At 75.5% G+C, this 17,778-nt stretch carries 14 protein-coding genes; 9 read left to right on the forward strand and 5 right to left on the reverse strand.

The window, feature by feature from the left end:
• Nucleotides 1-172: 172 nt before the first annotated feature.
• Nucleotides 173-1,528 carry an MFS transporter gene (locus tag GCU56_RS00560; protein WP_163479557.1) on the forward strand — a complete coding sequence of 452 codons (1,356 nt, stop codon included), beginning with the start codon at nt 173-175 and terminating at the stop codon, nt 1,526-1,528.
• A 73-nt stretch (nt 1,529-1,601) separates the two neighbouring features.
• Nucleotides 1,602-3,056 carry a carboxylesterase family protein gene (locus GCU56_RS00565; protein WP_163479558.1) on the forward strand — a complete coding sequence of 485 codons (1,455 nt, stop codon included), beginning with the start codon at nt 1,602-1,604 and terminating at the stop codon, nt 3,054-3,056.
• A 16-nt stretch (nt 3,057-3,072) separates the two neighbouring features.
• On the opposite strand, the gene GCU56_RS00570 is transcribed toward GCU56_RS00565, so the two are convergent.
• The gene (locus tag GCU56_RS00570) at nt 3,073-3,420 is read right to left on the reverse strand and encodes a UBP-type zinc finger domain-containing protein (RefSeq protein WP_163479559.1); all 348 of its coding nucleotides are present in this window, start codon (nt 3,418-3,420) and stop codon (nt 3,073-3,075) included.
• Nucleotides 3,421-3,568: 148 nt separating this feature from the next.
• Between GCU56_RS00570 and GCU56_RS00575 the strand changes: the two genes are divergently transcribed.
• The 3 genes from GCU56_RS00575 (at nt 3,569) to GCU56_RS00585 (ending at nt 8,285) form a co-directional block, all read left to right on the forward strand.
• A complete protein-coding gene (locus GCU56_RS00575) occupies nt 3,569-5,227 on the forward strand; it encodes an FAD-dependent oxidoreductase (protein ID WP_163479560.1) in 1,659 nt (552 codons plus the stop codon).
• Entirely contained in the window at nt 5,224-6,663 is a 1,440-nt protein-coding gene (locus tag GCU56_RS00580; protein WP_163479561.1) for an ATP-binding protein, read from the forward strand. The genes GCU56_RS00575 and GCU56_RS00580 overlap by 4 nt, the downstream gene beginning before the upstream one ends.
• A 92-nt stretch (nt 6,664-6,755) precedes the next feature.
• Nucleotides 6,756-8,285, forward strand: a complete 1,530-nt coding sequence (locus GCU56_RS00585) for an MFS transporter (RefSeq protein WP_345771556.1) — start codon at nt 6,756-6,758, stop codon at nt 8,283-8,285.
• Between the two features lie 73 nt (nt 8,286-8,358).
• On the opposite strand, the gene GCU56_RS00590 is transcribed toward GCU56_RS00585, so the two are convergent.
• A complete protein-coding gene (locus tag GCU56_RS00590) occupies nt 8,359-9,774 on the reverse strand; it encodes a cation:dicarboxylate symporter family transporter (protein ID WP_163479562.1) in 1,416 nt (471 codons plus the stop codon).
• A gap of 161 nt (nt 9,775-9,935) precedes the next feature.
• On the opposite strand from GCU56_RS00590, the gene GCU56_RS00595 reads away from it, so the two are divergent.
• From GCU56_RS00595 to GCU56_RS00610, 4 genes are all read left to right on the forward strand, one after another.
• Complete coding sequence (locus tag GCU56_RS00595; RefSeq protein ID WP_163479563.1) at nt 9,936-11,573, forward strand: ATP-binding protein; 1,638 nt, start codon at nt 9,936-9,938, stop codon at nt 11,571-11,573.
• A complete protein-coding gene (locus tag GCU56_RS00600; RefSeq protein WP_163479564.1) occupies nt 11,570-12,238 on the forward strand; it encodes a response regulator in 669 nt (222 codons plus the stop codon). Before GCU56_RS00595 ends, GCU56_RS00600 begins: the two co-directional genes overlap by 4 nt.
• A 317-nt stretch (nt 12,239-12,555) precedes the next feature.
• Nucleotides 12,556-14,229 carry a DUF222 domain-containing protein gene (locus GCU56_RS00605; RefSeq protein ID WP_163479565.1) on the forward strand — a complete coding sequence of 558 codons (1,674 nt, stop codon included), beginning with the start codon at nt 12,556-12,558 and terminating at the stop codon, nt 14,227-14,229.
• Nucleotides 14,230-14,386: 157 nt separating this feature from the next.
• Entirely contained in the window at nt 14,387-14,860 is a 474-nt protein-coding gene (locus GCU56_RS00610; protein WP_345771557.1) for a response regulator, read from the forward strand.
• A gap of 9 nt (nt 14,861-14,869) precedes the next feature.
• Here GCU56_RS00610 and GCU56_RS00615 read toward each other — a convergent pair whose 3' ends face one another.
• Genes GCU56_RS00615 through GCU56_RS00625 form a run of 3 tightly spaced genes read right to left on the reverse strand, consistent with a single transcriptional unit; the run spans nt 14,870 to nt 17,732 of the window.
• On the reverse strand, nt 14,870-15,505 hold the full coding sequence (locus GCU56_RS00615; protein ID WP_163479567.1) for an LUD domain-containing protein: 636 nt from the start codon (nt 15,503-15,505) through the stop codon (nt 14,870-14,872).
• Nucleotides 15,502-16,962 (reverse strand): LutB/LldF family L-lactate oxidation iron-sulfur protein, encoded by a 1,461-nt coding sequence (locus tag GCU56_RS00620; RefSeq protein ID WP_163479568.1) that lies wholly within the window; start codon nt 16,960-16,962, stop codon nt 15,502-15,504. Before GCU56_RS00620 ends, GCU56_RS00615 begins: the two co-directional genes overlap by 4 nt.
• Nucleotides 16,959-17,732, reverse strand: coding sequence for a (Fe-S)-binding protein (locus GCU56_RS00625; RefSeq protein WP_163479569.1), 774 nt, complete (start codon nt 17,730-17,732; stop codon nt 16,959-16,961). The genes GCU56_RS00620 and GCU56_RS00625 overlap by 4 nt, the downstream gene beginning before the upstream one ends.
• Nucleotides 17,733-17,778 lie beyond the last annotated feature (46 nt).

Consider the following 17,778-nt stretch of genomic DNA (forward strand, 5'->3'; position numbering starts at 1 on the left):
ATAAGCAACTGGGAGCCCGCGGCACCGGCCCCCGGAGGGACCGACCGACCGGAGACCCCGGCCGCCGCGCACCGCACCGCAAGCGCCGCACGCCTGACCGCGCCGGGCACCGCCCGGCCGCCCATCCGGCTCGACGAGTTCGATGCCACCGGCACTCCCAGGAGACCGCGTCATGAGCACCTCAACCCCCGCACCCGGCGGCGACGCCGTCGTGGAGCGCGTCCCCCGCAAGGCCGCGCTGGCCAGCTTCGTCGGCAGCATGCTCGAGTACTACGACTTCTTCATCTACGGAGCCGCCGCCGGGCTGGTCTTCCCGCAGGTGTTCTTCCCCGACAGCGACCCCGCGACGGCCACCCTGCTGTCGCTGGCCACCTTCGGCGTCGCCTACGTCGCCCGGCCGATCGGCGCGGTCATCATCGGCCACTTCGGCGACAAGCTGGGCCGCAAGAAGATGCTCGTGCTGACCCTGCTGATGATGGGCGTCTCGACCTTCGCCATCGGGCTGATCCCGTCGTACGCGTCGATCGGGGTGGCCGCCCCGGTCCTGCTGGTCTTCCTGCGCGTGGTGCAGGGGCTGTCGGCGGCCGGCGAGCAGAGCGGCGCCAACGCGATGACGCTGGAGCACGCGCCCGAGGGGCGGCGCGGCTTCTTCACGAGCTTCACCCTCGAGGGCACCCAGGCCGGCCTGATCCTGGCCAACCTGGTCTTCCTCGGCGTGGCGCTGCTGCCGGAGGACCAGCTGCTCAGCTGGGGCTGGCGGGTCCCGTTCTTCCTGTCCGCCCTGGTCGTCGCGGTCGGCTACTGGGTGCGGCGCGCGCTGCCGGAGACCCCGGAGTTCGAGAAGGCCGAGAAGGAGGACGTCGTCGCCAAGCTGCCCGTCGCCGTCCTCTTCCGGGACCACTGGGCCTCGGTGCTGCGGGTCGTCCTGTGCGCCCTGGTCTCGGTGGTCAGCACGATCGTCGGCACCTGGTCGCTCGCGCACGGCACCAACGTGGTCGGCCTGGAGCGGACCACCCTGCTCTGGATGGTCATCCTGTCCAACGTCCTGGCGCTGGCCGCACTGCCGCTCTGGGCGATGCTGTCCGACCGGATCGGCCGTCGTCCGGTGTTCGCCATCGGCGCCCTCGGGTCCGCGGTGACCGCCTTCCCGTTCCTGTGGGCGCTGCAGCAGGGCAACGTGCCGCTGGTCTTCCTGTTCGGCATCCTCCTCTCCGGTCTGGTCTACTCCGCCGCCAACGGCATCTGGCCCGCCCTCTACGGGGAGATGTTCGACACCCGGGTCCGCTACTCCGGCATGGCGATCGGGACCCAGATCGGCTTCGCCCTCGGCGGCTTCTCGCCGACCATCGCCGCAGCCATCGTCGGCGAGGGTCCCTCCGGCTGGCTCCCGGTGGCCTTCCTGACCGCCGGTGCGGCCACCGTCGCCGGCGTGTGCGCGCTGACCGCCCGGGAGACCGCGCACGTGCCGCTGGAGCAGCTCGGCCGCAAGGACACCACCCCGCGCGACCGGCAGTTCGTCGGCGCCTAGCCGGGACCCCGTCCCACCCGCGGGCCCCGGCCACCGGCCGGGGCCCGCGGGCGTCCGCACCGGAGGTGCTGTCGTGTCCGACCACCACATCGAGACCTCGCCCGGGCCCGTCGTCGGCCGGGTGCACGACGGCGTCCGCGCCTGGCGGGGGATCCCGTACGCCCGCGCCGAGCGCTTCGGGCCGGCCGGACCCGTCGGCCGGTGGACGGCGCCGCGCGACGCCACCGCGCCCGGGCCGGTCGGCGTCCAGTACCTGCCCGGTGGTGGGCTGGTCGGCGTCGAGGAGTGCCTGACCCTCGACGTCTACGCACCGGCCGCGTCCGCGGGCCCGCTGCCGGTGCTGTTCTGGGTGCACGGCGGCGCCTTCCAGACCGGCGCGGCTGCCGACTACGACGGATCGGTGCTGGCCGCGGCCGGTCCGGCCGTCGTCGTCGCGGTCTCCTACCGGCTCGGCCCGCTCGGCTTCCTGCAGCTGGGCACGGTCGAGGACCCGGAGCCCAGCCCGGCGGTGACCGACCTGCTCGCCGCCCTGGACTGGGTGCACCGCGAGGTCGCCGCGTTCGGCGGGGACCCGGACCGGCTGACGCTGGTGGGCCAGTCGGCCGGGGCCAGCCTGGTCTGCGCGCTGCTGGCCACCCCGTCGGGACGCCGGGCCCGCGCGGCGGTCGCCCTCTCGATCGGCGGGCTGCCCCAGGAGCCGGCCGAGAGCGTGGACGTCGCCGGCCGGGTGCTCGACCGGCTCGGCGTGGCCCGCACCGACCGGGCGCGACTGCGCGAGCTGCCGGTCGAGGCGGTGCTGGGTGCGGCCCGGGAGGCCGGGGCCGCCAGCCGGGCGGAGTACCTCGGCGGGGTGCTGTTCGCCCCGGTCCGCGACGGCGCCGTGCTCGTCGAGCGCACGGTCGACGTGGTCGCCCGGGGCGGTCTGCGGGACACGGCCCTGTGGCTGGCCTCCTGCCGCGACGAGATGGCGGCCTTCCTCCAGGGCGGCGCCGACGGACCGGTGGCGGTGGCGCGGCGGCGGGCCGGCGGTGCCGAGTTCGACCGCCTGCTCGGCGTCTACGCGGCCACTGCACGACCCGGCGAGGACCCGCTGCAGGCGCTGCTCACCGACGAGATGTGGGTGCGGCCGGCGTGGGCGCTCGCGGAGGCGCAGACCGCCGCCGGCGGCCGGGCCTGGCTCAGCCGCTTCGACCACACGCCGTCCCTGCCCTCGTTCGCGGCGCTCGGACCCAGCCACGGCGCGGACAACGCCTGCCTGTGGGCGCATCCGCCGCGGTTCGTGGCGCGGCCGCTGCTGGCCCGCCCGGGCGGGGACATGACGCCCGCGGACCTCGCGGTCACCGCGGCGCTGCAGGCGGCCGTCCTCCGCACGGTGACCACGGGGACGCCGGCCGGTGGCGGGCTCGGCGGGTGGCTGCCCCACCGGCCGGAGGACCGGTGCACCGCCGTGTTCGACGTGACTCCCCGGGTGGAGGCCGACCCGGACGGCGTCCGCCGCCGGGCGTGGGCCGGCCCGGCCGCCGGCTGAGGGCGGACCGCCCGCCTCAGTGCAGCCGGGACCGCCAGTCGGCCGGTACCCGGTCGCGCGGACCCGGTGCCGGCTGGTCGGCCGGGTGCGCCAGGGGCGGGGCGAGGTCGGGCCCGGTCACCGCCTGCTCGCGGGCGAAGTCCCAGAACCACCCCTCGCCCGGCTCGTAACTGCGGATGACGGGGTGCCCGGTGTCGGTGGCGTGCGCCCGGGCGTGCTGCGACGGAGAGGAGTCGCAGCAGCCGACGTGCCCGCACTGGGCGCACCGGCGCAGGTGGAACCACCACCCGGCGGTCGCCTCGCACTCCTGGCACCCGGGGCCGCTGGGGGGTGCCGACGGGTCGATCCCCGGGGTCGCGGTCATGGCGGTGTCCCTCCGTCCGGCGGCTGTCCGTCCCACACCGTAGGGACGCCGGGCGGGCCGCGCGAGGGTGTCGCGGCGCCCCTGCGCGGGACTAGCGTGGCGACCGAGGGGGCCGACTCCGGGGTGCCCTACCGGACAGGAGGCCGCCATGGGCAAGCCGGTCCTGCTCAGCGTGGACGACGATCCGGGGGTCTCCCGCGCGGTCGCCCGTGACCTGCGCCGGCGCTACGGCGAGGAGTTCCGCGTGCTGCGCGCGTCCTCGGCGGACGAGGCGCTGGCGGCCCTCCGCGAGCTCAAGCTCCGCGGCGACCCGGTGGCGGTGCTGCTGGCCGACTACCGGATGCCCGCGATGAACGGGATCGAGTTCCTCGAGCGGGCGATGGACCTCTTCCCGCGCGCCCGCCGGGCCCTGCTCACCGCCTACGCCGACACCGACGCCGCGATCTCGGCGATCAACCTGGTCGACGTCGACTCCTACCTGCTCAAGCCCTGGGACCCCCCGGAGGAGAAGCTCTACCCGGTCGTCGACGCGATGATCGACGCCTGGCGCGAGACCGCGGACGCCGTCGTGGAGGGCGTGAAACTGGTCGGGCACCGCTGGTCGGCGCCGTCCTTCCGCGCTCGCGACCTGCTGGCCCGCAACGCCGTCCCCTACCGCTGGTTCAACGTCGACGAGCCCGAGGGGCAGCGGATCCTCAGCGCCGCGGGCGCCGGCCCCGACGACGTCCCGGTGGTCGTGACCGCCGACGCGCAGGTGCTCAGGAACCCGTCCGAGGCGGAGCTCGCCGCGGTGGCCGGGCTGTCGATCGACCCGCGGGAGGAGTTCTACGACCTCGTGGTCGTGGGCGGCGGGCCCGCCGGGCTCGGCGCGGCGGTGTACGGGGCGTCGGAGGGCCTGCGCACCGTGCTGGTCGAGCGGGAGGCGCCCGGCGGCCAGGCCGGGCAGAGCAGCCGGATCGAGAACTACCTGGGCTTCCCCGACGGCGTCTCCGGGGGCCAGCTCGCCGACCGCGCCCGCCGGCAGGCGGTCAAGTTCGGAGCGGAGATCCTGCTGGCCCGCGACGTCGTCGCGCTCGAGACGCACGGGCCCAAGCGGGTGGTGCGGCTCGACGACGGCCGCGGCATCGGCGCGCACGCCGTCGTCCTGGCCACCGGGGTGTCCTACCGCAGCCTCGGGGTGGCCGGTGTGGACGACCTGACCGGGCGCGGGGTCTTCTACGGGTCGGCGATGACCGAGGCGGCCGAGTGCGCCGACCGCGACGTCTTCATCGTCGGGGGCGCCAACTCCGCCGGGCAGGCGGCGGTCTTCTTCTCCCGCTACGCGCGGTCGGTGTGCCTGCTGGTCCGCGGGCCGTCGCTGGAGTCGTCCATGTCGGCGTACCTGATCGAGCAGATCGCGGCCATCCCCGCGATCAGCGTCCGCACCTGCACCACCCTGCAGGGGGCCCACGGTGACGGCCACCTCGAGTCCGTCACCCTCCTCGACGCCCAGTCCGGGGAGCGGCAGACGGTGCCGGCGAGCCACCTGTTCGTCTTCATCGGCGGCGCTCCGCGCACCGGCTGGCTGGACGGCGCCGTCGTCCGGGACGAGCGCGGCTTCATCCCCACCGGACCCGGCCTGATGGCGGACGGCCGCCGGCCGCGGGGCTGGGGCCTGGACCGCGACCCCTACTTCTTGGAGTCCAGCCTGCCGGGCGTCTTCGTCGCCGGTGACGTGCGGGCCGAGTCGGTCAAACGGGTCGCCTCCGCCGTCGGCGAGGGGGCCATGGCCGTCACCCTCGTGCACCGCTACCTGGAGCAGCCGTGAGCGCGGCGGCGGCCCGGCTGACCCCCGCCGAGCTGCGCGAGCTCTTCCTCTTCACCGACCTCGACGAGACCCAGCTGCAGTGGGTGGCCGACCACGGCGACGTCGTCGACTGCCCGGCCGGCGCCGAGGTGTCGGTGCAGGGTGAGCCGGCCCGGTGCTTCTTCGTGCTGCTCTCCGGCACGATGAGCATGGTCCGGCTGGTCGGTGGCAGCGAGGTCGAGACCGTCCGGACGTCGGACCGCGGCGTCTACTCCGGCGCCGTGCAGTTCTACTTCGGCGACCGCATCCCGCAGAGCTACCCCGCCACGGTGCGGGCGGTGACCGACGCCCGGTTCCTCGCCCTGGAGGCGGAGGAGTTCGCGCGGGTGTTCCGGCAGTGGTACCCGATGGCGGTCCACCTGCTGGAGGGCATGTTCGTCGGCCAGCGCACCTCCGCGGAGCTCGTCGCCCAGCGCGAGCGGCTCCTGGCGCTGGGCAAGCTGACTGCCGGGCTCACCCACGAGCTGAACAACCCGGCGGCGGCGGCCGCGCGGGCCGCCGCCGCGCTCCGGGAGCGGTTCGCGGGCATGCGGCACAAGCTGGCCCTGCTGTCGGAGGGCGCGATCGACGGCGAGCAGCTGCGCGCGCTGACGGTGCTGCAGGAGGACCTGGTGGCCCGCATCGGCAGCAGTCCGGAGCTCAGCGCGCTCGACCGGTCCGACGCGGAGGACGAGCTCGGGGACTGGCTCGAGGAGCACGACGTGGACTCGCCGTGGCAGCTGGCGACGGTGTTCGTCCCGGCCGGGCTGGGGGTCGCCGACCTCGACCGGGTCGCCGACGTCGTGGCGCCGTCCTTCCTGGAACCGGCGCTGCGCTGGCTGGCCTACGCCGTGGAGACGGAGATGCTGCTCGTCGAGATCTTCGACAGCACCGGGCGCATCTCGGCGCTGGTCGACGCCGCCAAGCAGTACTCGCAGCTGGACCGGGCTCCGCACCAGCCGACCGACCTGCACGTCGGGCTGGACGCCACCCTCGTCATGCTCGGCGCCAAGATCGCGCCCGGCGTGACGGTGGTGAAGGACTACGACCGCGGGCTGCCGGCCGTCCCGGCCTACGCCGGGGAGCTCAACCAGGTGTGGACCAACCTCATCCACAACGCACTGGACGCCATGGCGGGGGAGGGGACGCTCACCCTGCGGACCTCGCGGGACGGCGACTGCGCCCTCGTCGAGATCGCCGACACCGGGCCGGGCATCCCCGACGAGCTGCGCCGCCGGGTGTTCGAGCCGTTCTTCACCACCAAGCCGGTCGGCCAGGGCACCGGCCTGGGCCTGGACGTCTCGTGGCGGATCGTGGTCAACCGGCACGGCGGCGACCTGCGGCTGCGGTCCGAGCCCGGCGACACCCGCTTCCAGGTGCTCCTCCCGCTGGCCGAGGCGGCCGCCGTGCCCGCCTGACCGGGGGCCGTGCTCCCGCGGCGCCGGCGCGGCGGACAATCGGCCGCGGGCGCGCACCCGGCCGCCTCCCCTCGCCCTCCGGAGGCGCCCGCGTGCCCACCCAGCCAGCTGCCCTCGACCAGGAGGACCCCGCGGCGGCGAAGGGGTACCGGCCCGATCCGCGCCGGTGGCGGGCCCTGTGGGTGACGCTGGTCGTGGGGTTCATGGCCCTGCTCGACGTGAGCATCGTCGCGGTCGCCCTGCCCTCGCTGCAGCGGGACCTGGGTGCCTCGCCGGCCACGGTGCAGTGGGTGGTCTCGGGGTACGCGCTCACCTTCGCGCTCATGCTGGTCCCCGCCGGCCGGCTCGGTGACGCCCTCGGCCGGCGCCGGATGTTCCTCGTCGGGCTCTCGCTGTTCGTGGCCTGCAGTGCGGCGGCCGGCGCGGCCCCCTCCGTCGAGCTGCTGATCGCGGCGCGCGTGGCGCAGGGGCTGGGCGCCGGGTGCCTGTCCCCGCAGAACTCCGGGTTGATCCAGCAGTTGTTCCGCGGTGGCGAGCGGGGACGGGCCTTCGGCCTGTTCGGGGCCACGATCGGGATCGGCACCGCGGTCGGCCCGATCGTGGGCGGGGTGATCCTGAGCCTCGCCGACGGGCCCGACGGCTGGCGGTGGATCTTCTACGTCAACGTCCCCATCGGCGTGGTCGCCTTCGTGCTCGCCTGGCGGCTGCTGCCCCGCGGTGGGACGGGGGCCCGCGGCGGCATCGACCTCGGCGGCGTGGCCCTGCTCGGTGCGGGGGCGCTGGCGGTGCTGCTGCCGCTGGTCCAGGCGGAGTCCGGCGGGCTGGTGCGGCTGTGGTGGCTGTTCCCGCTCGGCGCGCTGGTGCTGGCCGGGTTCGTCGGGTGGGAGCGGCGGGTCGTGCGCCGTGGCGGCGTGCCGGTGTTCGACCCCCGCCTGGTGACCGAGACCCGCGGGTACGCGATCGGCGCCGCCCTGGCCACCCTCTACTTCATCGGGTTCAGCGGCATCTGGCTGGTCCTCGCGCTGTTCTTCCAGACCGGCCTGGGCTACACGCCGCTGCAGTCCGGCGTGGCGGTCACCCCGTTCGCGCTCGGGTCGGCCTGCGCGGCCGTGGTGGCCGGCCGGATGGTGCAGCGGTTCGGGCGGGCGCTGACGGTGTCCGGGCTGGCCGCGGTGATGACCGGGCTGGGCGCGGCGGCCGTCGTCCTGCTCGTCGTGCCCACCGGCCTGGCCGGCATCGCCATCGCGCCGGCGCTGCTCGTCGGGGGGATCGGCGCCGGCTTCGTCCTCTCCCCGAACGTGACGCTGACCCTGCGCGACGTCCCGGTGCGGATGGCCGGCGCCGCCGGTGGCGGGTTGCAGACGGCGCAGCGCTTCGGCGGCGCGGTCGGGACGGCGGCGCTGCCGGGGCTGTTCTACGTCGTCCTCGCCGGCACCGACCAGGACTTCCCGACCGCGGCCGCCGCCGGGCTGGCCGTGGCGGTGACCGGGGCCGGCGCGGCGCTGGTGCTCGCGGTGGTCGACCTGCGGCGGGAGCGTCGCGACCGCCGCGAGCGCCGCGCGGCCGACCGCGACGGGACCGCCGGGTCCGACCACCTCCACGGCAGCCACGCCTGGTCCTGATCTCGCGGGAGCCGGGCACGCAGACGGCGACCTCCCCCGGGGCACCGGGGGAGGTCGCCGTGAGGACCGTCGGTCAGCGCAGGGGCGCCGCCGCCAGGTCACGCTGCGCGGCCTCGGCGTCCCGCTGCCCCGGCCCGGCGTCGGTCCCGGACGCCGGCTCGTCGGTGCCGCCGTGCTCGTCGAGCATGGTGGCCTCGTCGAACGGGCTCTCGCCCGACAGTGCCGCGGACAGCTGGTCGCGGTCGAGTTCCCTGGTCCAGGTGGCCACCAGGACGGTGGCGACCGCGTTGCCGGCGAAGTTGGTCACCGCGCGCGCCTCGGACATGAACCGGTCGATGCCGACGATGAGCCCGACGCCGTCCAGCAGGTCGGGGCGGTGCGCGGAGAGCCCGCCGGCCAGGGTGGCCAGTCCGGCGCCGGTGACCCCGGCCGCACCCTTCGACGCGATGATCATGAAGGCGAGCAGGCCCAGCTGTTCGCCGATCGACAGCGGGTCGCCCAGCGCCTCGGCGATGAACAGCGAGGCCATCGTCAGGTAGATCGCGGTGCCGTCGAGGTTGAACGAGTAGCCGGTCGGGACGACGATCCCGGCGACCGGCTGGCTCACGCCGGCGTGCTCCATCTTGGCGATCAGCCGCGGCAGGGCCGTCTCCGACGACGACGTGGAGACGATCAGCAGGAACTCGCGGCCGAGATACCGCAGCAGCGCGAAGATGTTCACCCGCGCCACGAAGCGGAGGATGAGCCCGAGGATGACGAAGACGAAGATGGCACACGTCGCGTAGAAGGCCAGCATGATCACGGCCAGGCTCTTCAGCGCGTCGATGCCGGTCTCGCCGACGACGGCCGCGATCGCCCCGAAGGCGCCGACCGGCGCGAGCCACATGACCATGGCGAGGATCCGGAAGACCAGCTTCTGCAGGTGCCCGACGCCGCGCAGCAGCGGCTCACCGGAGCGGCCCATGGCCTGGATGGCGAAACCGACGAGGAGCGCGACCAGCAGCGCCTGCAGCACCGACCCCTCGGTCAGGGCCGACAGCAGCGTGGTGGGGATCAGCCCCAGCAGGAAGTCGACGGTGCCGCCGCTCTCCTCGGCGGTCGTCGCCAGCTCCGACCCCTGGCCGCGCAGCTCGTCGGAGAGCTCGAGCCCGTCCCCGGGGCTGATCACGTTGCCGACCACCAGGCCGATCGCCAGCGCGATCGTCGACATGAGGATGAAGTAGCCCAGGGCCAGGCCGCCGATCCGGCCGACCTTGGCCGCCTGCCGGATCGCACCGATGCCGAGCACGATCGTGCAGAAGATGACCGGCGCGATCAGCATCTTGATCAGGCCGACGAAGGCCGTGCCGAGCCACTTCAGGTCGGTGGCGAAGCCGGGGAAGGCGAAGCCCACCGCGATCCCGGCGAGGACCGCACCGATGACGGAGAGGTAGAGCCAATGGGTGCGGTCGCGCCGCTGGGTGGGCGGCTGGGCGGTGTCTGAGGCCATCACTGCTCCTGGGAGGCTCGGCCGGAGGTGTGCCCCCGGCGGGCGGTCGCCCGGGGAGGGCGACGGCGCTCACACTCCGGCGTCGCGTGACCGCGGTCACGCATACGTTCATTGCGTTCACGTCGCACGCGGCTGCGCCGGCAGGCGGCACACTCGCGGACGTGGACGTGCCCGCCCTCCCGCGGCACCGCCGGCGCGGTGACCCGAGCCTGGCCCGGCGCCTGCTGCTGCTCCAGGCGCTGGTGGTGGGTGTCGTCGTCCTGACCGCGACGGTGGTGGCCTACCTCGACGCCCGGCAGGCCGTGCAGGAGGCCGCGGAGCAGCAGACCACCGCCATCGTGGAGAGCCTCGGGGACTCCCCGCTGGTCATCGAGGCCGTCACCGGGCCCGACCCCACGGCGGTCCTCCAGCCCTATGCCGAGCAGGTCCGGGCCGACACCGGCACGTCGTTCATCACGGTGCTGGCCCCCGACCGCACCCGCTACACCCATCCCGACCCCGCCGAGATCGGCCGGCCCTTCCGCGGCACGATCGCCCCGGCGCTGGCCGGGGAGACCTTCACCGAGACCTACACCGGCACCCTCGGCCCGTCGGTGCGCGCCACCGCTCCGGTCGAGGACGCCGACGGCGAGGTCGTCGCGCTGGTGTCGGCCGGGATCACGGTGGAGGCGATCGGGCGGGACCTCGCCGGCGCCGTCCCCGGGATCGCCGGGACGGCCCTGGTCACCCTCGCCGTCGGCGGCCTGGGCAGCTGGGCGCTGAGCCGCCGGCTGCAGCGGCAGACGCGGGGGCTGTCCGCGGGGCAGCTGGCGCGGCTGCTGGAGTACCACCACGCGGTGCTGCACGCCGTCCGCGAGGGCCTGCTCCTGGTGGACGGCGAGCGGCGGGTGCAGCTGGTCAACGACGAGGGGCGGCGGTTGCTCGGGGTGGACGGCGACCCGACCGGACGGCACCTCGCCGAGCTCGGCCTGCCGCCGGAGCTGACCGCCGTCCTGGTCGAGCAGCGCACCGCGGTCGACGAGGTGCACGTGACCGGGACCCGTGTGCTGGTCGTCAACCAGGCCCCGCCGCGGGCCGGGGACGCGTCGGCCGGGACGGTCGTGACCCTGCGGGACCACACCGACCTGCAGGCGCTCACCGGCGAGCTGGACAGTGTCCGGTCCTTCGCGGAGGCGCTCCGGTCCCAGGCGCACGAGGCGGCCAACCGGCTGCACACCACCGTCTCGCTCGTGGAGCTCGGCCGCACGCAGGAGGCGATCGACTTCGCCACGGCCCAGCTCGCCTCGGCGCAGCGGCTCACCGACCGGGTGGTCGGAGCGGTCGGCGACCCGGTGCTGGCCGCGCTGGTGCTGGGCAAGGCGGCGACCGCGCACGAGCGCGGCGTCCTGCTGGAGATCGATCCGGGGACGTCGGTGGGGGAGACCGGCCTGCCCGGCGGTGACCTGGTCACCATCGTGGGCAACCTGCTGGACAACGCGATCGACGCCGCGCTGGCCGGCGACCCGCCGCGGGAGGTGCAGCTGACGGCGGTGATCGACGCCGGCCGGCTGGAGATCCGGGTGGAGGACACCGGCCCCGGGGTGCCGGACGAGCAGGTGGCCCGGGTCTTCGAGCGCGGGTGGTCCACCAAGGACGCGTCCGGTGCGCCCGCGGGCCTGGGCCGCGGCCTGGGTCTGGCGCTGGTCGCCCAGGCGGTGCGCCGGCACGGCGGCACGATCACCGTGCGACCGGGTCCGGGCGCGGAGTTCGTCGTCTCGTTGCCGCTCCCGGTGCCGGTGCCGGCGGGGGCGACCGGGTGATCCGCGTGCTGGTCGTCGAGGACGAGCCGGTGGCCGCCGAGGCGCACCGGGCCTACGTGGACCGCACGCCCGGGTTCGCGACCGCGGCCGTCGCGGGCACCGGGGCGCTGGCCCTCGACGCCCTGGCCCGCCTGCCGGTCGACCTGGTGCTGCTCGACATGAACCTGCCCGACACGCACGGCATCGACCTCTGCCGCCGCATGCGCGCGGCGGGCGCGCCGGTCGACGTCCTCGCGGTCACCTCCGCGCGGGAGCTGGCCACGGTGCGCGCGGCGGCCGCGAACGGCGTCGTCGGCTACCTCCTCAAGCCGTTCACCTACCCGGCGCTGCGCGACCGGCTGACCGCCTACGCCGCCTACCGCGCGCAGCTGCACGCGGACGGGGATGCGGCCGGCCAGGACGAGGTCGACCGGGTGCTCGGCGCGGTGCGCCCGAGCCGGCCGGCGCCGCTGCCCAAGGGGATGGCGCGGGAGACCCTGGACGCCGTGGTCGCCGCCGTCCGGGCCGCTCCGGGCCTGTCCGCCGCCGAGACCGCCGAGCTGATCGGCGCCTCACGGATCACGGCGCGCCGGTACCTCGAGTACCTCGCCGACACGGGGCTCGTCGAGCGCACCCCCCGCTACGGCGGCGCCGGCCGTCCCGAGATGGAGTACCGCTGGCGGTGAGAGCCGGCGTCGGGCCTCTGCCGCCGAGACCGAGGAGCTGATCGGCGCCGCCCGGATCACGGCCCGCTGGTACCTCGCCGACACCCACCCGTCCGGCGCCCCCGCTACGGCGGCGCGGGCCGTTCGCAGGTGGAGTACCGCTGGCGGGGGGCGCCGTCGGACCTCCGCCGCCGCGACCGCGGAGCTGTGCGCCGCCGTCCGGATCACGGCGCGCCGGCACCGGTCGGATCCGTCGGCCGGTGCGAGCCAGCGCCGGAGGGCCGTCCGCGCTGGTCGGAGCGCCGGGAACTGTCGTACCTGCTCCGTAGGTTCGGGGTGTGTTCATCGGTGGCGGGTTCGGGCTGGGCCTGACGGTGGCCGAGGTCGACGTGCCGGCGGTGCCGGGTCCGGCGCGGTTGTCGGAGATCCTGCCGCCGGCGTTGCGGACGCCGGAGGAGAAGGCGCTGGAGTTGGGGCGGCTGGCCCGGTTGGAGGCGATGATCGCGGCGTACCGGGTGGATCTGGTGGCGTCGTTGGCCGGGGACCGGCCGGCGGTGTTCGACGTTCCGGCCGGTGCTCCCGGTGGGGCCGCGGCCGACGTGGTGGCTGGGCCGGGGGCGCCGGAGGGTGTCAGTGAGTTCTTCGCCGATGAGTTGGCGCAGGTGCTGAACTGCTCCCGGTCTGCGGCCTCGGTGCTGACCGATCAGGCGGTGACGCTGGTCGGGAAGCTGCCCGGCACGTGGGCGGCGCTGGCCGACGGCCGGCTGGACTGGCCGCGGGCGCGGGCGGTCGCGCACGAGCTGGGCTGGAAGGCGCGGTCCACCGATCCGCTGGTGCTCGCCGCGGTGGAGGCCGCGGTGCTGCCGACGGCGATGGAGCTGTCGGTCCGGCAGCTGACCGCGGCGGTGCGCCGGGAGCTGACCGCGCGGGATGCCGCGGCGGCCGAGGTGCGCCGGCGGGATGCGGAGGCGGCCGCGGACGTGACCGTCCGCCCGGCCGGGGACGGGATGGCCGAGCTGGTGGCGCGGATGCCGCAGCCGCTCGCTCTGGCGGTGCGGGACACCCTCACCGGGCATGCGCGGGCGGCGAAGGCCGCCGGTGACGACCGCCCCCTGGGGGTGCTGCGGGTGGGTGTGTTGGCCGACCTGACCCTGCGGCCGTGGGACGACACCCGCGAGCCGGTGACCGCGCAGCTGACCATCACCACACCCCTGGACGCGCTCCGCCCACCCGGGCCCGACGCCGCTGGGGCGGGTGCGCTGCTGGTGCGGCCGGGGTCGGTGCCGGCGCCGACGGCGGTGGTGGGTGGGGAGCCGATCACCGCCGCGCACGTGCGGGAGCTGCTGATCCAGCTGGACGCGGTCTGTCCCGGCGGGCTGCAGGCCCCGACCGGGGGCAGTCTGACGGTGGCGATCACCGACCCAGACGGAACCCTGCGGGCGACCGCGTCCCGGCGGGAACTGGAGAGCATCGCCCGCCGCGGCTGCCCCACCCACGACCAGCCCCCCGGCCGGAAACGCCGCCGCCGACGGCGACCCCACGAGGGGCAAGACACGGCCGGTGCCGCCTGCGGCTGCCCGGTGCTGGACCGGCCACCACCGATCGACCGCTACGAGCCGACGCCTGCGCAGCGGCGGTGGGTGCAGACCCGCGACCGCACCTGCCGGCATCCCGGCTGCTCCAACCGGGCCGGCTGGGCCGACCTGGACCACGTGCAGTCCTACGCCTGCGGTGGGCCGACCGCCTGCCAGAACCTGTGCTGCCTGTGCCGCCGGCACCACCGGCTCAAGACCCACGCCCCCGGCTGGCGCTATGCGATGACCGCCGACGGGGTGCTGACCGTGACCACACCCAGCGGCGTCACCCGCACCACCCGACCACCCGGCCACACCCCACCCGACCGGCGCGCATCCCGGCTGCCAGTCACCGGCGCCCGGGTCCTGACCGCACCACCGGGGCCGCCACCACCGGCACCCGACCCGGTCGAGGCCGACGACCCACCACCCTTCTGACCCCACCGGGACAGCACCGGTACGGCGATGACGGCCACCCGCGGGAGAGGAGGCCGGGCGAGGAGCCGGTCATCGGGTCAGGCCCGGACCGGCAGATGCGTGCGACCGGAGGGAGGACGGCGCGTCATGCCGGGGCGGTCCAGGCGTCATCTGGAGTGTGACGACAACCCCGATCCGGTCCGCGTCGGCTGTCCCGGACACGGACCGTCCGATCCGGCCCGCCGGAGGCATCCGGGTCCTGCTCGCCGACTCGCACCCGGTGGTCCGCCGCGTCCTGGTGGACCTGTTCGAGGAGACCGACGACATCACGGTGGTGGGGGAGTGCGGCAGCGGCGAGGAGCTGCTCCCGACCGCCATCCGGACGCGGCCGCACGTCGTCCTCGTCGATCCGACGCTGCCCGGAACCGATCCCCTCGAGGCGGTGCGGGAGCTGCTGGACGTCCTGCCGAGCGCGCGGATCGCCGTGCACGCCGGCGCCTTCTGCCTGGTCACCTCCCACCGTGCCCAGCGGTTGGGCGCCGTCGGATACCTGCTCAAGGGCGACGACCTGGCCGACCTGCCACAGCGGGTTCGCGAGCTGGCCGACGGCGGATCCGTCTGGTGCGCGCCCCCCGCTGACCGCGGACGGTGAGACCGGCGGTCAGGCCACCAGGACGACGACGAGGGTGCGCGGGCCGTGCACGCCCTCGACCCGCTGCAGTTCGATGTCGCTGGTCGCTGACGGGCCGCTGACCATGGTGAGCGGGGCGACCGGGTCCAGCCGACCGAGCCCCTCCGGCACCTCGCCGACGACCTGCCCGGCCTCGACGACGCAGACCAGGCAGTCCGGCAGCAGGGACAGTGCCCGCCGGCCGCACAGCGGTGACCCGTCCAGCACCAGCGTGCCGGTCTCGGCGATCGCCACGGCGACCCCGGTGACGGACGCGGCGAAGGCTGCCAGCCCGACCGCGGGCCGGCCGTCGTCCGTCGCGACCCCGTCCGGACGCCACGCGTCGGGCACCCCGGGGGCGACGACGACGGACGCCGGATCCCAGCCGGCGCCCACCCCGGCGCCCAGCCCGGTGTCCAGGGCGGCGACCACCGCCGGGGTGACGGCGTCGGGCGGGCAGCGCAGCACGGTGGCCCGGTAGTCCTCGACCCGCTCGGTGAGCAGGTCGAGCAGCTCGTCAGGTGGCCGGTCGTCGGTGGTGCGGTGGTCGCGGGGGACGTCGGGCACCGGCCGGCGGTCGCCCAGAGCGGTGCGGATGCGGGACAGCACCTCGTCGCGGGCGCTCACGACCCGTGCTCCCGCGCCCAGGCGGCGGTGAAGGTCTCGCGCGGAGGGGTGGGCAGGTCGCGGCTGCGGGTCCAGGCCGACGCGGGCGGGGGCAGGGACGCCGGCATCGTCGGCCGGCCGCGGGCCAGGAACCGGCCCAGCCCTGCCGCGCGCTGGGCCAGCCGCCACAGCCGGGGGTGCGACATGGCTCTCGCGAGCGCCCGGAAGGCGGCGGCCTCGGGCGTCCGCCGCTGCTGGGCCTCGACGTGCTCGGCGCGCAGGTGCACCAGGATCGAGGGGATGTCGATCGCGACGGGGCAGACGTCGTAGCAGGCGCCGCACAGCGACGAGGCGTAGGGCAGCGAGGCGTTGTCCTCGACCCCCGTCAGCTGCGGGGAGAGGACGGCGCCGATCGGGCCGGGGTAGACCGACCCGTAGGCGTGCCCGCCGGTGCGCTCGTAGACCGGGCAGACGTTGAGGCAGGCCGAGCAGCGGATGCAGTGCAGCGCCTCGCGGCCGATCTCGTCGGCCAGCACCGCCGTCCGGCCGTTGTCCAGGAGCACCAGGTGGAACTCCTGCGGGCCGTCGCCGGGCGTCACCCCCGCCCACAGGGAGGTGTAGGGGTTCATCCGCTCGCCGGTGGAGGAGCGGGGGAGCAGTTGGAGGAACACCTCGAGGTCACGCCACGTGGGCACCACCTTCTCGATGCCCATGACGGTGATCAGCGTGTCGGGGAGGGTCAGGCACATCCGCCCGTTGCCCTCGGACTCGACGACGGCCAGCGTCCCGGTGTCGGCGACGGCGAAGTTGGCCCCGCTGATCGCCACCCGGGCGCGCAGGAACCGCTCGCGCAGGTGCGCCCGGGCGGCCATCGCCAGGCGACGGGGCTCGTCGGTCAGCGACGGGTCGACGCCGGGGATGGTGCGGGCGAAGATCTCGCGGATCTCGGCCCGGTTCTTGTGGATGGCCGGCACGAGGATGTGCGAGGGCCGGTCCTCGCCCAGCTGCACGATGAGCTCGGCGAGGTCGGTCTCCAGCGCGGCGATGCCCGCGGCCTCGAGGGCCTCGTTCAGGCCGATCTCCTGGGTGGCCATCGACTTGACCTTGACCACCTCGTCGGCCCCGGTGGCCCGCACCAGCTCGGTGACGATGCGGTTGGCCTCGGCGGCGTCCCGGGCCCAGTGCACCGTGCCGCCGCGCTCGGTGACCCGCGTCTCCAGCTCCAGCAGGTGCTCGTCCAGCCGGGCCATCGTGGCCGCCTTGATCGCCTTGCCGGCCTGCCGCAGCTCCGCCCAGTCGGGCACCTCGCCGACGACGGCCGCCCGCTTGGCCCGGATCGTCGACGTCGCGTGCCCGAGGTTGGCCCGCAGCTGGCCGTCGCGCAGCGCGTCCCGCGCGGCGTCGGGGAAGGACCGGTCGCCGCGCAGGTGCCCGACGCCGGGCGGTGCCGTCGGGATGCCGAGGAAGACGGCGGTCATGCCGAGACCGCCGGGGCGGTCGCCTGCTGCGGGGTCACGGCGTCCTCGGTGGAGGCGAGGATCTCGGCCAGGTGGACGGTCCGGGTGCCCGAGCGCAGCCGGGAGAGCCCGCCCCCGATGTGCATGAGGCAGGACGCGTCCCCGGCGGTGCACACCTCGGCGCGGGTGGCGAGCACGTCGGCCATCTTGTCGGTGAGCATCGCGGTCGAGGTGTCGGCGTTCTTCACCGCGAACGTGCCACCGAACCCGCAGCAGGACTCGGCGCGCGGCAGCTCCACCAGCTCCAGCCCACGGACGGCGCGCAGCAGCGACAGCGGCCGGTCGCCGACCCGCAGCAGCCGCAGCGAGTGGCAGGTCGGGTGGTAGGTGACCCGGTGCGGGTAGTAGGCGCCGACGTCGGTGACCCCGAGGACGTCGACCAGGAACTGCGACAGCTCGAACGTGCGCCCGGCCAGCGCCGCGGCCTCATCGGCCAGCGCGTGCTCCCCGGCCCGCCGCGCGACGGCCGCCTGCTGGTGGTGGATCGAGGCGACGCAGGAGCCCGACGGCGCCACGATCGCCTCCGCGCCGGCGAACGCCCGCACGTGGTTGGCGACGATCGGCACGGCCTCGCGCCGGTACCCGGTGTTGACGTGCATCTGGCCGCAGCAGCTCTGGCCGCGGGGGACGACGACCTCGTGGCCCAGCCGCTCCAGCAGCAGCGCCGTCGCCCGCGCCACCTGCGGCACCACCGTGTCCACCAGGCACGTGGCGAACAGCGCCACTCTCATCACGGTCCCTCCTCGGTCGCCGGGCCCACGATGGCACGGACGGCGA

It is taken from the genome of Geodermatophilus sabuli, from assembly GCF_010686765.1.
Taxonomy (GTDB): Bacteria; Actinomycetota; Actinomycetes; order Mycobacteriales; family Geodermatophilaceae; genus Geodermatophilus; species Geodermatophilus sabuli_A.